The organism is Streptomyces sp. Edi2 (assembly GCF_040253635.1).
GTDB lineage: Bacteria > Actinomycetota > Actinomycetes > Streptomycetales > Streptomycetaceae > Streptomyces.
Window position 1 is genome coordinate 207596 of record NZ_JBEJGX010000002.1, and the last position, 14575, is coordinate 222170.

The window sequence follows — 14575 nt, forward strand, 5'->3', positions numbered from 1 at the left end:
GAGCGCGGCTACCCCTGGCGGGTGAATGCCCGACCTCCCCCTTGCCCGCTCAGCGGACTCACGCGTTACAGTCATCGTACGAATGTTCGAAAACCGGGAGGGGTGCGAGCACACCAGTGGGACAAGGCACGATCGGAGGACGCCATGGAGGGCTTTGCCCACCTGCACGTCGCCTCCGGTTATTCGCCCCGGTACGGCGCCTCGTCCCCGGCCGCCCTCGTCCAGGCCGCCGCCGAGCGCGGCATGCAGGTCCTCGCGCTGACCGACCGTGACACGGTCACCGGCTTCGTCCGCTTCGCCAAGGCCTGTGAGCAGCACGCCATCCGGCCCGTCCTCGGCGTCGACCTGGCCGTCGCCCCGCTGACTGCGGCCCGCACCGAGCGCCGCCGCACCCCGGCCCGCGGCGGCGCCTACGTCCGCGAGCCGCTCCTGCGCGTCCAGCTCCTCGCGCACAGCCGTGCCGGCTGGACACGACTGTGCCGCCTGCTGTCCGCCGCGCACGCCGCACCGACCGACGGCTACCCGGTGGCGACCTGGGACCTGCTGCGCGATCACGCCGGCGACGGACTGACCGCCCTGCTCGGCCCCGCGTCCGAACCCGCCCAAGCCCTGTCCGCCGGTCGCCCCGACCTCGCAGAGCAGCTGCTGCGCCCGTGGCGCGAGCTCTTCTGTTCCGACCTGCGGCTGGCCGCCGTCTGGCACGGACTGCAGGGGACCGGGCCGGGCTCGCTCAGGCTGGCCGCCCGCACTCTGGGCCTCGCCGATGAGCTCGGCATTCCGGCCGTCCTCACCAACGCCGTCCGATACGCGCATCCCGACCAGCACCGGCTCGCCGACGTCCTCGACAGCGCCCGCCTGCTGCGCCCCATCGACCGCCGCCACCTCGACTCCGGCCAGCGTTGGCTCAAGGACGCCCGGCAGATGGCCGCGGCCGCCGACCGCATCGCGCTCGCCGCCGGCGCGGACCCCCGCCGTGGCCGCCGGCTGCTCGCCGACACCGCGGCCACCGCGCAGCGGTGCGCCCTCGACCCACGCGCCGACCTCGGTCTGGGCCGCCCGCACCTGCCCGAACCCGAAGCCGTCGGCGCCGCCGACGCGGCGGACGCCGCCCGACTGCTGCGCGAACGCTGCGAGGCCGGCATGATCCGCCGCGGTCTCGACCGCTCCCCGGAAGTCCGCGCCAGACTGGACCACGAGCTCGACATCATCGGCCGGCTCCACTACGACACGTATCACCTCACGGTGGCCCAAGTCGTCGACGACGTACGCCAACTGGGCATCCGGGTAGCCGCCCGAGGCTCGGGCGCCGGCTCGATGACGAACCACCTGCTGGGCATCGCCGCGGCCAACCCGCTCGACCACAACCTCGTCTTCGCCCGCTATCTCTCGCTGCGCCGCACCGACCTGCCCGACATCGACCTCGACGTCGAAGCAGACCGGCGACTTGAGGTCTATGACGCGATCTTCGCCCGGTACGGCACCGACCGCGTCGGCGTCACCGCCATGCCCGAGACCTACCGGGCCCGCCACGCCCTGCGCGACACCGGACTCGCCCTCGGCATCGCCCCCGGCGAGGTCGGCCGCATCGCCAAGGCATTCCCCCACATCCGCGCCCGCGACATCCGCGCCGCCCTCGCCGAACTGCCCGAGCTCAAGAGCCTCGCCGCCCAGGCGTATCGCTACGGGCCGCTGTTCGAACTCGCCGAAGGACTCGACGCCCTGCCGCGCGGAATCGCCATGCACCCCTGCGGCGTCGTGATCTCCGACGCGACGCTGCGCACCCGTCTGCCCGTACAGCCCACCCCGGGCGGCAACTACGAGATGTTGATGGCCGACAAGACCGATATCGAGGATCTCGGTTTGATCAAACTCGATGTCCTCGGGAGCCGGACGCAATCCGCGATGGCCCATGCCGTCGCCGAAATCAAGCGCGCCACCGGCCAGGACCTCGACCTCGACCAGGTTCCGCTCGACGACTACTTCGCCTTCAAACTCATCCAGGACGCACGGACGGTCGCCGTCAGCACCCTCGCCAGCCCTGGGCAAATGGATCTACTGTCCCGTTTGCAACCGCGCGATGTACAGGACGTCATCGCAGATGTCAGCCTCTTCCGTCCGGGTCCCGTCGCCGGCGGCATGCCCGCCCAGTACATCGCCGCCCGGCATGGAGAGCCGCCGGCCTACCCGCACCCCGACCTGGCGCCGATCCTCGCCGACACCTACGGCGTCCTGATCTGGCACGAGCAGATCATCAAGATCGTCGCGCTCATGTGCGGCGTCGACGACGCGCTCGCCGAACTCGCCCGCCGCGCCCTCGGCGACGCCGACCGGCTGCCGAAGGTGGGGGAGTGGTTCCGCGGCCGGGCCCTGGCCCACGGCTACGACGAGCCTGTGGTGACGGAGGTCTGGGAGAAGCTCAAGGCGTTCGGCGCCTACGGATTCGCCCGCGCGCATGCTGTCGCGCTGGCCGTGCCTGCCCTGCAATCAGCCTATTTGAAGGCGCACTTCCCGGCCGCGCTCTACGCGGGCGTCCTCCAGCACGACCCGGGCATGTGGCCCAAACGGATCATCGTCGCCGACGCCCGCCGCCACGGCATCCAGGTGCACGGCGTCGACATCAACCGCTCCGCCGCCACCCACCGCGTCGAACCTGCCGACGACGGCACCTTCGCGGTACGCCTCTCCCTCGCCGAGGTCCGCGGCATCACCGACGAACAGACCCGGCGCATCGTCGACGGCCAGCCGTACGCGAGCGTCCAGGACCTGTGGCAGCGCGCCCGCCCCGCCCGCCCGGTCGCCGAGAACCTGGTCAACATCGGCGCCCTGGACACGCTGCGCGGCGCCGCCAGCCGCCGTGACCTGCTGCTGCAGATCGCCGAACTGCACCGCCAGACCCGCAACCGCCCCCTCGACGACGGACAGCTCCCCCTCGACCACGGCACCTCGCCGACCGCCCCGCCCTCCGGGCTGCCAGAGATGACTTCCCGCGAGCGCCTGGCCGCCGAGCTCAACGTCCTTGGCATCGACGTCTCCACCCACCTCATGGAGCACCACCACCAGCTCCTTCGCGAGCTCGCCGTCACCAGCGCCCGCCGCCTGCCCACCCTGCGCCCCGGACAGCCCGTCCTCGTCGCCGGCGTGCGAGGTGCTACCCAAACTCCCCCGATCCCGAGCGGCAAGCGCGTGATCTTCGCGTCCCTCGACGACGGCAGCGGCATGATCGACGTCGCCTTCTTCGACTCGGCCCACGACACGGTCGCCCACACCGTGTTCCACAGCTCCCTGGTCCTGGTGCGCGGCAAAGTCCAGCGGCGCGGCACCCGTGCGACCGTCGTCGGAGAGCGGGCCTGGGACCTCGAAGCCCTCGCCGCCGCCCGCCGCGACCACGGGCCCGACGCCGTCCACCAACTCCTCGGCGCACCGGCCGCACCCGCCGCAGGCTCCCCGCCCGCGCGAGTCCTCCATCTGCCCAACGGCGCACAGCTCCAGGCATGGGCCGACCTGGTGCCCGCCGGCGAGCGCACCGCGAACCTCAAGGCGTACGCCAGCCCCGGTTCGGCCGGGTGAGGACCATGCACCATCCCTACGTCCTGCGCATCCACACGCACCTGCCCCACCATCCCGGCGCGGAGCTCTACCCCCAGCTCCTCGAGCTACTGGAGACCATCACCCCCACCGTCCAGGCCCTGCAGCCCGATGCCGCCGACATCGAGATCGGCAGCGCCGTGCGATTCTTCGGCCGCACCCCCCACGAACTCGCCCACCTCGTACGACTGCGCGCCCTGGCCCTGCTCGGTCTCAACCTCACGATCGGCGGCGGCCGCTCCCGCATGATCGCCGCGATGGCCGCCGACGCCACCGCCCTCGGCGCCCTCACCTGCATCGATGCCAGTGACACCGCCACCGGCGCCTTCCTGCGGCCCCGCCCCATCGCGGCCCTCTACGGGGCAGGCCCCGCCACCGCCCAGACCCTCATCCGCTACGGGATCACCACCATCGGCCAGCTCGCCGACACCCCGCTGCTGACCGTCCAGAAAATCCTCGGCACCGCCGCCGGCCGCCTCCTGCACGAGCGCGCCCACGGCATCGATCCGCGCCCCGTCCTGCGCGAGCAGCCGGAGCAGTCCTGCTCGGCCGGCGTCGACTTCCCCAGCGACGAACTCGACCCTGACCGCCACCGCCAGGCCATGCTGCACCTCGCCGAACAGCTCGGCTTCCGGATGCGCGGCGAAGCCCAGGTCGCCCGGCGCCTCGCACTGACCGTCCGCTACGCCGACCACACCAGCACCCACCGCACCCGCACCCTGCCCGAGGCCACCTCCCACACCGTGCACCTCGCCCGCACCGCCTACGACCTCTACGAGACCCTCGCCCTCCAGCGGGCCCGGGTGCGCGGCTTCGCGCTCCGCGCCGAAGCCCTCGCCCCCGCCGACGGCGCACACCACCAGCTCACCTTCGACCCGGCCGACCACAAGGCCCGCCTGCTCGAAACCGCCGCTGACCAGGCACGCAACCGATTCGGCGCGGCGGCCGTACGCCCCGCGGCCCTCGCCCGCCCCGCGGCCGCGCGAAGGCGCGATGTCAGACCCCCTGCCTAGGCTGATCACACGCATACGACAACCGGAGAGGCGGCGGCAGTGGGCCCCGACGAGGTACAGGAGCTGTGCACGGAGATCCTGGCCAAGGGCCCCGACATCACCGCCGTGGACCGGTGGACCGATCCCGGCCGCCCTACCGGACTCGTGATCACCTTCAGCAGCGGTGCCCGGCTGTGGGCAGGGATCACCACCGCGGGTGCCACCGGTACCGACCTCCAGGACGCACCCGCTCCCGCGCCGCCGCTGCCCGCGCTCTTCGACAGCGCGGGGAAGATCACGGCGGCACGCGCCGAGCAGTACCTCGCAGCGGTCCTCATGGCCGCGCACGCCCCGCAGATCACCAGCGTGTACGGCTACTCCACCACCTCGTCGGCACGTCACCCCGGAGTAGGGCTGCACCTGGTCGGCGGGGGCCGCGCCTTCCTGCCGTTCGTCTACACCGCTGCGCACGGCAAGAAGCCGGCCACGCGGCCGTTCACCATCGACTCCGTCTTCTGACCCGGCAGGAAAGGGGTGGTCGCACTTTGCAAAGTGCTGAAGATGGCCGGACACGATGTCGGTGGGCCGTCGTACCGTGACCCGGTGATTTACGACTTCCACCGACGCAAAGGCGGTGCCCCGATGCTCGGGGCGAGCGAGCCTGGACAGAGCGGCCCCTTCGGACCGTACGGGGATGCCCCTGCAGCCGAGGACGATGACGGCGCCGCACCGGATGTCCCCGACCGGGAGCCGGCCGACCTCCCGGGTTGACCAGGCGCGTGACCGACAGCGCCCCGACGGCGCTTACGGCAGAGGGCTGGATGCCGGAAGGCATCGCACTTTGCACAGTGGCGGGCGCGACTTCGAATACCAGTGCGCATATGTCAGTGGGGGCAGATACGGTCGACATGTGTAGATCTTTAGGGGAGGGGCGCCATGGAGGCTGTCACCACATCGAGCCGCAGCGGGCGTCCGCCGGGCATCCGGGCCGGCAGTGACGGACTGACCGACCGTCAGCGGCGCATCCGCGACTGCATCGTGGAGTCGGTCGAGACCCGGGGCTACCCGCCGTCGATGCGTGAGATCGGCCAGGCGGTCGGTCTGACCAGCACCTCGTCGGTCGCGCATCAGTTGGGTGCGCTGGAGAAGAAGGGCGTCGTGCGGAAGGACCCGCAACGCCCCCGCGCCTACGTCATCGCCGCCGGGGCAGCGACTTCACCCACCGACGACTCTGCCGCGGTGCCGCATCCGGACGTCGTGCACGCCCCGCTGGTCGGCCGCATCGCCGCAGGTACGCCGATCACCGCTGAACAGCAGATTGACGACTGGTACGCCTTGCCCCGGCAGATCGTCCGAGGCGGCGACCTTTTCATCCTCACCGTCTCCGGCAACTCCATGATCGACGCCGCGATCACCGACGGTGACCAGGTCGTCGTCCGGTCGCAGCCGGCCGCCGAGAACGGGGACATCGTGGCCGCGATGATCGACGGGGAGGCCACCGTGAAGCGGTTCAAGCGAAACGCCACCGGTGTCTGGCTGATGCCCGAGAATAAGGACTATCAGCCGATCTGCGCCGATGAAGCCACCATCCTCGGCAGGGTCACCGCCGTAATGCGCCGCGTGTAGCCCTCTTGGCGCGACGGACCGGACTCCGGGGCGGGAGGAAATGAACCGTGACGGTCCCGCCCCGGCCCGCCGTCCGGTGCCCCACCCCGGCTCGGGGTGGGGCACCGGACGGCGGGGATGACAGCGGGCGCCGGACAGGCGTTGACTGAACCCATGGGTTACAGCGCTAGCCCCATAAAGCGTCCGCGCCGCACGAAGGCCCAGATCGAGGAACTCCGCGCCGCCCTGTACGCCATCGCGGAGGGCGCCCAACCGTGCAGCGCTCGGCACATCTACTACCTCGGCATCGGCCGCCTGTGGGACAAGGACACCGGCCGCTCTCGCCGGAACTACTCCGTGGTCGTCCGCGAACTCGGCTACATGCGCGAGCACGGGCTGATGCCCTGGGACTGGATCACGGATGGAACTCGGACTGTCCGCCTGGACGACCAGTACGACAGCGTGGAGGACGCCCTCGCCCACACCGCCCAGTCCTTCCGGCGCAACCTCTGGGCCTCACAGCGCCGACGCGTCGAAGTCTGGTGCGAGAGCGACTCTGCGGCCGGCGTCCTGCTGCCGATCACCACAGCCTGGGGAGTGGGCCTCTACTCCTGCCGCGGACAGTCCTCCAAGACGTACGTACGGGAAGCCGTCGACGACTACCTTCGCCAGCCCAAGCCGCTGACCACCTGTTTCGTCGGTGATTGGGACCCAAGTGGCCGCTCGGTGCCCCGGTCGGTCATCGAACGGATGGAGCGCTACGGCAATGGCCGGCTCGACCTCGACTTCCAGCAGATCGCGGTCACCGCCGCCGACGTCCGCTCCGGCCAGTTCACCACCCACTACGTGAACACCGCGGACGTCAACTTCAAGCGCTATGAGCAGGAATGCCGCGCCGAAGGACTCGATCCCATGAGCGCGGTCGAGGTCGAGGCGCTCGACCCCGGCCTGCTGCGCGGCCGGCTCAGTGACGCGATCGAGGCGCTCATCGACGACGTGGCCTCGTGGAACACCCTGGCCCGAGCCGAGCAGGCCGAACGCGAGCTCCTGGACACCCTGCACACACGGGTGAGCGAGGCCCTGCGCCGAGAATCCGAGGGACCACCCGCGCCTTGACCAACGCCGACGAGGCCGCCGGAAGCCGTGAGAACTGGCCCGTCCCAGTGCCACCCTCGGCGCCATGGACCAGCCACCCTCACACAGCTGCATGCCGGCACAGCCTCCGAGACTGGAACCCCGCTGCGCGGACCACCTTGGAACGGAGCCTGTCCAGGTCCGTCCGGCTCGCCCGGCAGGAGGTGCAGACGAACGGCGTCGGCTGACCCGGCCGGGCGCACTTCAGAGCGCAATCGGCTCATCCGCTGCTCGGGCACCTCGCGTTGTCAGTGCCGAGTGCGACCGTAAACGGCATGACCGCCACCGTGGAGACCGCATCGGACAGCCTGACCTCCGCGCTGCGCCTGCCCGTCTGGAAGGCGCTCGCCGACCGAGCTGAGGCACTGCGCCGTGCACTGCCCGCCCGGCCAGATGGTGCGGCGGAGCGGTGGCACTGGTGGCAGGGCATGACCGGCGAACAACAGCGTCGCGCCGCCCTCCTGGAGCACCTGGACGCCCTGTGCGGGCACCTCACCGGGCGGCCGGCCCTCGGCTACGCCGCGCACGACCCGCTGCCACTCGTGGCCCTTGAGGAAGCCGACGGCTTCACCAGTGAACCCGTGGCGGAACTGATCGCCGCCTACCGGACCGGACTGCGGGACTCCGAGGGCGGTCAGCCGCTCGATGCGCTCCAACCCAGCCAGATGCCCGCGAGGGTGTAGGAGAAGCTGGCGGCCAGCAGGAAGTGGAACGTCCTCCTGGCCCGGCGGGTGGCGAAGGGAGAGGTCTCTCCGGGGCTCGGTCGTGGGCGGCTTGCCGTCGTGCGCCCGTCCACCGGCTTGCGGCGGTGAGGAGATACCCGATACCCACCAGAGCGAAGATTGCCGAGAACGCGAGTTGGTCCTGGGCTGGCATCCGCCCCGGATAGCGAGAACCAACTGCCCTTCAGGAGATCGGCTTTCGACAGTTCGCTCCTATGGCGGACGCGCACCGGGCGAGCGACGGGCTCCATGCCTGTGCGATGAGAGACACCCCGCTTTTTCCATAGGCAGTGCTGATTCCGCCTCACTCGTGTGCCGCCTCAACCCCGAATTCCCAGAGTGAACCGGCGGCACGGAAAACCACCCCCAGAACAGGCCCGGAAGGAGTCCGCAGATCCCGCGCGGACTATCCGATCTGGGTCCTGAAATCGCACAGTTGAGATGAATCGGCCAGCGGAAATTCCGTACAAACCGTGCTCGCTGTGACGGTGCGCGAGGGGGTCGGAAATCGCCGGAACTTATCCACAGGGCAACTCTCCTAGCTTTCTGTCGTGTGCTTTCCGCTTCACACGCGGGACGTCGTAACTCGTCCTGCCTGCGAATTCGGACGGCTCATTGAGAAATGCAGCCAACGGCTCAGGAGACGACGCATGCAGACCAAGTTCATAGGCCGCGCTGGAGTTGCGGTCGCCACCCTCACCATGGGGGCCGCGGTCACCCTGGCGGCCGCCCCATCCGCCCTTGCGAGCACCCCCGCGCAGGCCCCGGCCACCCTCGCGGCGAAGAACACGTGCCCCACATGGTCGGTGACCGGGAAGGCAGTGAACTTCCGGAGCGGGCCGAGCACGAACTACCGGTCGATCGGCCTGCTCTACCGCTGGAGCGACTCGGGCACGAAGGTCTCCAGCAGCGGCTCGTGGATCAAGATCAAGCTCGACCACAAGTCCAAGACGGGGATCAAGAAGGGCACCACGGGCTGGGTCAACAAGAAGCACCTCGAGCAGTGCGTCTACATGCAGCTCGACTGACCAGCCACGGAGTCCTGACGCGCGGCTGACGCCGCGCGCCCTGAACTCCCGGCCGGGCACTGCCCCCTGCCCGGCCGGGTCCGGCCGAGGACCGCCCTTCAGCCCCCGAAGCGGCGCCAGGTCCTGCTCCCCGTCCTCCGAGAGCGGACCCGTCCCGGCCAACCAGGGGGTGCCGCCACCCGCGCCGGCGGCACCCCCGCCCCCTTCCTTCGCTTCACGGCGCCGCCCATCCGCGCCGCAACCCAGCTGGAGTCTGTGTGTCCACCACTGCCACGCCGGTCGGCCGACCGGACCAGGCCGGGAACGGAACCACACGCCGATGGCCGGCGGCGATCTGGACGCTGATGGCCGGCACCTTCCTCGTCCGGGGCTTGGGGTTCACGTACCCGTTCCTGCCGTACCGCCTGAGCGACTTGCACCTGACCACCGGGACCGTCAGCACCATCCTCGCCGTCTTCGGCGCCGGCTGGCTGCTGGGCTCCATCCTGTGCGGCTGGCTCGCCGACCGCATCGGCCACCGCGCCACTCTCATCATGATGATGCTGCTCGCCGCGGCCGCCCTGCCCCTGCTCGCCCAGGCGCACGCCATCCCCGCGCTGTTCGCCGCGACCTTCACCGCCGGCATCGTCTACGACGCCTCCCGCCCGGTGTTCACCGCCGCGATCGCCGATGCCTTCCCCGAGGACGGCGTCCGCGCGTCCGTGAACGGCTGGCGGCACTTCGCCGTCAACGTCGGCGCGGCCGTCGCCGGAACCGCCGGCGGCATGCTCGCAGGCCCCCTCGGCATCCAGGCCCTGATCTGGGTCAACGCCGCCGCCTGCACGCTCTTCGCGCTCCTGGTGTGGCGCTTCCTGCCGCCCGCCGACCCCCACCGCCACCCCGACGGCCCCCCGTCCGCCAACTACCGCGCCGCGCTCGGCGACCGGGGCCTGTGGCTGCTGCTCCTGGCCAGCCTGTGCGCCCTGACCTGCGCCGCGAGCCTGTTCTCCTCCCTCCCGATGCTCATGGCCAAAGACGGACTCGACGCCGCGGCCTACGGCTGGACCCAGACCGCGAACGCTGCCGCGGTCCTGCTGCTCTCCCCGCTCCTGAACCGCTGGCTCAGCCGCCAGGCCGACGGCCCGAAGCCGATGACCGGCCTGTTCGCCGCGAGCTCCCTCGCCCTGGGCGCGAGTATGGGCGCCGCCGGCTTCGCCTCCACCACCCTCGGCTACTCCGCCACCGCCGCGCTCGCCGTGCCGGGCGAGATCGTCGTCTTCGTCGCCGCGTCCGACCTTCTCAACCGCATCTCACCCGCCAACGCGCGCGGCCTGTACGCGGGGATCTGGGGAACGACGCTGGCCGGCGCGGTCATCATCGCCCCCTCCCTCGCGGGATGGGCGCTCACCCACGGCGGCGACGAACTGGCCGCCGCCGCCACCTTCACCGTCGGTGCCCTCGGCGCCGCACTGGCCTGGCCCCTGGCCGCGCTCATCCACCGCTCCCGCCCCGTTCCCGCCCTTCACTGACCAGGAGCCACCACCATGTCCCACCACAACCAGCCCGTCCTGCTTGTCCTGGGCGCCGGCGACCGCGCCTACCGCTCCTTTCTCCTGCAGGAGTTCGCCGCCCGCCACCGCCTCGTCCTCCTCGACAGCCAGCCGCCCGCCTGGACCCGGCCCTACGTCGCCGACGCGGTCACCGTCGACCTGCACGACCACCAGGCCGTCCATCGCGCGGTCACCGAGATCGCCCTGCGTCACCCGATCTCCGGCGTCACCACCTACCTTGAGCATCACGTCGAGCTCGTCGCGCACCTGGCCAAGGAGCTCGGCCTGCCCGGCGCTGAGCCGGACGCCGTCGAGGCCTGCCGCGACAAGGCCCGCACCCGCCAACTCCTCGCCGAACACGGCGTCCCCTCCGCCCGCTCCGTCCTCGTCAACAGCGCGGAAGAGGCGACCGCGGCCGCCGACGCCATCGGCTACCCCGTCGTCATCAAGCCCCGCGGCCTCGGCGGCAGCGCCGGCGTACACCGCGCCGACTACCGCGAGCACGTCGCCGCCCACTACGACAGCGCGTCCGCCGCGACCCTGATCGGCCTGGAGGCGAGCGCCGCCGCCGGCGTTCTGGTCGAGGAGTACCTGCACGGGCCCGAGATCAGCGTCGAGTGCGCCGTCCGCGGCCGCGGTGACATACACATCGCCGCGATCACCCGCAAACGGCTCGGCGCCGAGCCGGCCTTCCTGGAGACCGGCCACCTCGTCGACGCCACCGACCCGCTCCTCGACGATCCGGTGCTCCACCAGGTCGTCACCTCGGCCATCAAGGCCGTAGGCATCACCACCGGGATCCTGCACGTCGAGGTACGACTCACCCGCCAGGGCCCGCGCATCATCGAGATCAACGCCCGCCTCGGCGGCGACCTCATCCCGCGCCTCGTCCACCTCGCAACCGGTATCTCCCTGCCGCGGGCCCAGGCCGCCATGGCCACCGGAGACACCCCGGACCTGAACGCCTCCGCGGCACAGAGCGCCGCCGTCGAGTTCCGCTACCCGACCGTCACCGGGCCCGTCCAGACCGCCCACGCCCGCGCCTTCAGCGCCGACTGGCTCGAACGTCTGGTCTGGACACGGCAGTCGGGCGACATCGTCACCGCCGGCCCGCACAGCACCATCAACGACCGTCTCGCCCACGCCGTGGTCTGCGCTCCCACCCCCGACGCCTGCCAGGCGCGCCTCGACCAAGTACTGCAGAGCCTCACCGTGCACATCGCCGAACCCGTCCGCACCACCGCCTGCGTGCGCTGACCCAACCCTCGACCCGTCGTCTCAGGAGCTCCCGACATGTCCCGCGCCCTGGCCGCCACCGCACCATGGCGCCTCCGCCCGCCGTACGCCGACCGGAGGCCGAGCACGTGGTGACCCTGCCGTTCATCCGGTCCAAGACCGCCGCGCCGGCCGACGACGGCGCGGCACTGGCGGACCCGACCACCCTCACGGCGCGACTGCGCCGGATGGGCCAGGGTCTCGCGCTGCCGATCGCGGCGATGCCCGCCGCCGGCCTGCTCCTGCGCCTGGGACAAGACGACCTCCTGGGCCGCTACCCGGCTCTGCACACCACGGCCGCGGTCATCTCCGGAGCGGGCGCCGCCGTCCTCGACTACCTCCCGGCGCTGTTCGCCGTCGGCATCGCCCTGGGGCTGAACCGCGCCAAGGACGTCGCCGGCCCCGTCCTGGCCTGCCTCATCTCCTACCTGGTCCTCGCCAAGGTCATCCTGGTCCTCAACCCGCTGCCCGCCGACCAGCTCGACGCCCCGCCCGCCCGCTGGCCCTACGGCGCGCTCGCCGGCATCGTCGGCGCCCTGCTGGCCATGGCCATCTGGAAGCGCGTCACCACCGGCCGCCGACGCATCCCGCCGTTCGCCGCCTACGGGATCGTCGCCCTCGCCGCCATCACCGCCGGCACCCTGCTCGGGCTCGCCTACCCCACAGTCGAGCGGGCGCTCACCGCGTCCGCGGCCGCTGTCACGGACCACGCAGTCCTCGGCGGAGGAGTCTTCGGATTCCTCAACCGTCTCCTTGGCCCCATCGGTTTGCACCAGCCGCTCAACGCCGTCGTCTGGTACCTGACCGGCGACTGCGGCAACGGCATCAAGGGCGATGTGCCGTGCTTCATCCAGCAACACGACCCGAACGCCGGGGTGTTCATGGGCGGCTTCTTCCCCGTCTACATGGCCGGCCTGCCCGCCGCCGCTCTGGCCATGTGGCGCAGCGCACTGCCCGAGCACCGCCGCCGCGTCGGCGCCCTGCTGCTACCCGCGGCCGCGATCTGCTCCCTGGCCGGGGTCACCGAGCCGATCGAGCTGACCTTCGCGTTCGTGGCCTTCCCCCTCTACGTCGTGCATGCCGTCCTCACCGGCCTGAGCCTCGCGATCGTCAACCTCCTCGACATCCACACGGGCTTCGTGTTCAGCGCCGGAGCGATCGACTACGTCCTCAACTACTCCATCTCGCACCGGCCGTTGCTCCTGCTGCCCCTCGCCCTCGCCTACGGCGCCCTCTACTACGGGATCTTCCGGTTCGCGATCACGCGCTTCGACCTGCGCACCCCCGGCCGCACACCCACCGTCCCCGACGCCCTCCGCCGCGAAAGCCCCGCTGACGCGCAGCCCCCGCACCCGCACCGCATCAACACGACCGAAGGAGAGCGGAGTTGACCCCGCGCGCAATCCAGGCAGCCTGCTACGGCATCGGAGCGATCTACCCGATCGTTATCCTCGACCCGGTCCACCGGTGGCACCGGCCCGTCCACCCCGGCCTGCCCGAGCAGAGCCCCGGCGAGGGCCACGGCATGCTCGTCCTGCGCTGGACCGGACCTCCGGGCGAGGACGCCCACGCTCCGGCGCTCCTCGAAGCCGCGGCCGCCCGAGCTCCCGTCACACCGCCCACCGGCGCCGAGCTACGGGCATTCCAGGCATCGCTGCCGCCCGGCCTCCACCGGATCGACCTGCACGACCAGTACGTCATCGGTCCGTGGTCACAACGGCCCGGTACCACCCGGCACACCCCGCCACCGCACGCCGCATAGCACCAGCCCCACCTACCGACCGGAAGGCTCCCGTGTCCCAACGCCCCCACGCCCAGGTCGCCGTCATCACCCCGACCCGCCTGGATCCGCTGCGCCGCACCTACTTCCTCGAGCTCTACAGAAGCCTCGAAGCGCAGCGCGTCACGTTCGAGTGGATCATCGCCCCGAACGGCCCCGACGCCGATCCCGCCACCATTCCCGACGTGATCGCGAAGGACCCGCGCGTCACCGTGTGCGCACGGCCCCGACCGGGCGCTGCCCCAGCCCGCAACATCGCGATGAACGCGGTCACCGCCCCCTTCACCTGCTTCGTCGACGATGACGATGTCCTTCCGCCTGACTCCCTCAGTACCCGCTACCACCACGCTGTGGAGACGGGCCTGGGCTGGGTGGCGGGCTGGTCAGCTGACCTTCTGGAAGACGGCTCCCTGAACACCTGGGTCTGCCCCACGCCGGTGGGCCGTCATGAGGCCGGAGACGTCTGGACGTACTGGCCCTCGCCCGACAAGAAGCCGCCGCTCGGCCACACCATGCTTCTCACCCGCACCGAGATTGCACGTGCCTGCGGCGGTCAAGGTGGACTGTGGAAAGGCGAGGACTACGTGTACGTCATGGCGGTCACCGGCCGCAGTGCCGGCGAGCTGCTGCCGGTGGTGACGTACCACTACCGCGACCACGCGCACCAGATGACAGAGGCCGCCACGTATTTGGACGACGACGAGCGAGGCGCAAGAGTCTTCTCCTGGCTCCAAGGTAGAGACGACCGGGAGCTGCGCCGCCGGGAACGCGGCAGCGGCGACCTTGCGCTGGTGCGCAGGGCCGGCTGAGCGGGTGGCCGCCTCGACACCACCACGGATGTGGCCCCCGCGCCGACCGGCGCGGGGGCCACATGCGGTGGATCGAGCTCCTGATCCGAAGTGACAGGAAGGCGCTGTCACCGATC

The 14575-nt window shown here is 71.2% G+C and carries 12 protein-coding genes; all 12 read left to right on the forward strand.

The genetic code is table 11. The features are described from left to right. Positions 1–144: 144 nt before the first annotated feature. The 12 genes from ABR737_RS02940 to ABR737_RS02995 all read left to right on the forward strand — a co-directional run bounded on the left by ABR737_RS02940 (position 145) and on the right by ABR737_RS02995 (position 14459). The gene (locus ABR737_RS02940; protein WP_350248707.1) at positions 145–3567 is read left to right on the forward strand and encodes a DNA polymerase III subunit alpha; all 3423 of its coding nucleotides are present in this window, start codon (positions 145–147) and stop codon (positions 3565–3567) included. A gap of 5 nt (positions 3568–3572) precedes the next feature. Then, positions 3573–4598: a DNA polymerase Y family protein gene (locus ABR737_RS02945; protein WP_350248606.1), complete on the forward strand. Its 1026-nt coding sequence runs from the start codon at positions 3573–3575 to the stop codon at positions 4596–4598. 39 nt (positions 4599–4637) lie between these two features. Next, on the forward strand, positions 4638–5096 hold the full coding sequence (locus ABR737_RS02950; RefSeq protein ID WP_350248607.1) for a hypothetical protein: 459 nt from the start codon (positions 4638–4640) through the stop codon (positions 5094–5096). Positions 5097–5513: 417 nt separating this feature from the next. Then, complete coding sequence (lexA, locus tag ABR737_RS02955) at positions 5514–6203, forward strand: transcriptional repressor LexA (protein WP_350248608.1); 690 nt, start codon at positions 5514–5516, stop codon at positions 6201–6203. 153 nt (positions 6204–6356) lie between these two features. Next, positions 6357–7298: a hypothetical protein gene (locus tag ABR737_RS02960; protein ID WP_350248609.1), complete on the forward strand. Its 942-nt coding sequence runs from the start codon at positions 6357–6359 to the stop codon at positions 7296–7298. Between the two features lie 293 nt (positions 7299–7591). After that, on the forward strand, positions 7592–7999 hold the full coding sequence (locus ABR737_RS02965) for a PX domain-containing protein (RefSeq protein WP_350248610.1): 408 nt from the start codon (positions 7592–7594) through the stop codon (positions 7997–7999). Between the two features lie 689 nt (positions 8000–8688). After that, positions 8689–9066 (forward strand): SH3 domain-containing protein, encoded by a 378-nt coding sequence (locus tag ABR737_RS02970; RefSeq protein WP_350248611.1) that lies wholly within the window; start codon positions 8689–8691, stop codon positions 9064–9066. 257 nt (positions 9067–9323) lie between these two features. Continuing rightward, a complete protein-coding gene (locus ABR737_RS02975; protein WP_350248612.1) occupies positions 9324–10574 on the forward strand; it encodes an MFS transporter in 1251 nt (416 codons plus the stop codon). A gap of 15 nt (positions 10575–10589) precedes the next feature. Continuing rightward, entirely contained in the window at positions 10590–11852 is a 1263-nt protein-coding gene (locus ABR737_RS02980; RefSeq protein WP_350248613.1) for an ATP-grasp domain-containing protein, read from the forward strand. Between the two features lie 65 nt (positions 11853–11917). Continuing rightward, complete coding sequence (locus ABR737_RS02985) at positions 11918–13261, forward strand: PTS transporter subunit EIIC (RefSeq protein ID WP_350248614.1); 1344 nt, start codon at positions 11918–11920, stop codon at positions 13259–13261. Next, positions 13258–13632: a hypothetical protein gene (locus tag ABR737_RS02990; RefSeq protein WP_350248615.1), complete on the forward strand. Its 375-nt coding sequence runs from the start codon at positions 13258–13260 to the stop codon at positions 13630–13632. Before ABR737_RS02985 ends, ABR737_RS02990 begins: the two co-directional genes overlap by 4 nt. Before the next feature lie 32 nt (positions 13633–13664). After that, positions 13665–14459, forward strand: a complete 795-nt coding sequence (locus tag ABR737_RS02995; RefSeq protein WP_350248616.1) for a glycosyltransferase — start codon at positions 13665–13667, stop codon at positions 14457–14459. The last annotated feature ends 116 nt before the right edge of the window (positions 14460–14575 follow it).

Excerpts from the sequence above, each read along its gene's own strand:
- ABR737_RS02945 (WP_350248606.1), top strand. The coding sequence starts at position 3,573 with ATGCACCATCCCTACGTCCTGCGCATCCACACGCACCTGCCCCACCAT.
- ABR737_RS02940 (WP_350248707.1), top strand. The coding sequence starts at position 145 with ATGGAGGGCTTTGCCCACCTGCACGTCGCCTCCGGTTATTCGCCCCGG.
- ABR737_RS02970 (WP_350248611.1), top strand. The coding sequence starts at position 8,689 with ATGCAGACCAAGTTCATAGGCCGCGCTGGAGTTGCGGTCGCCACCCTC.
- lexA (WP_350248608.1), top strand. The coding sequence starts at position 5,514 with ATGGAGGCTGTCACCACATCGAGCCGCAGCGGGCGTCCGCCGGGCATC.
- ABR737_RS02980 (WP_350248613.1), top strand. The coding sequence starts at position 10,590 with ATGTCCCACCACAACCAGCCCGTCCTGCTTGTCCTGGGCGCCGGCGAC.
- ABR737_RS02960 (WP_350248609.1), top strand. The coding sequence starts at position 6,357 with ATGGGTTACAGCGCTAGCCCCATAAAGCGTCCGCGCCGCACGAAGGCC.
- ABR737_RS02965 (WP_350248610.1), top strand. The coding sequence starts at position 7,592 with ATGACCGCCACCGTGGAGACCGCATCGGACAGCCTGACCTCCGCGCTG.
- ABR737_RS02985 (WP_350248614.1), top strand. The coding sequence starts at position 11,918 with ATGGCGCCTCCGCCCGCCGTACGCCGACCGGAGGCCGAGCACGTGGTG.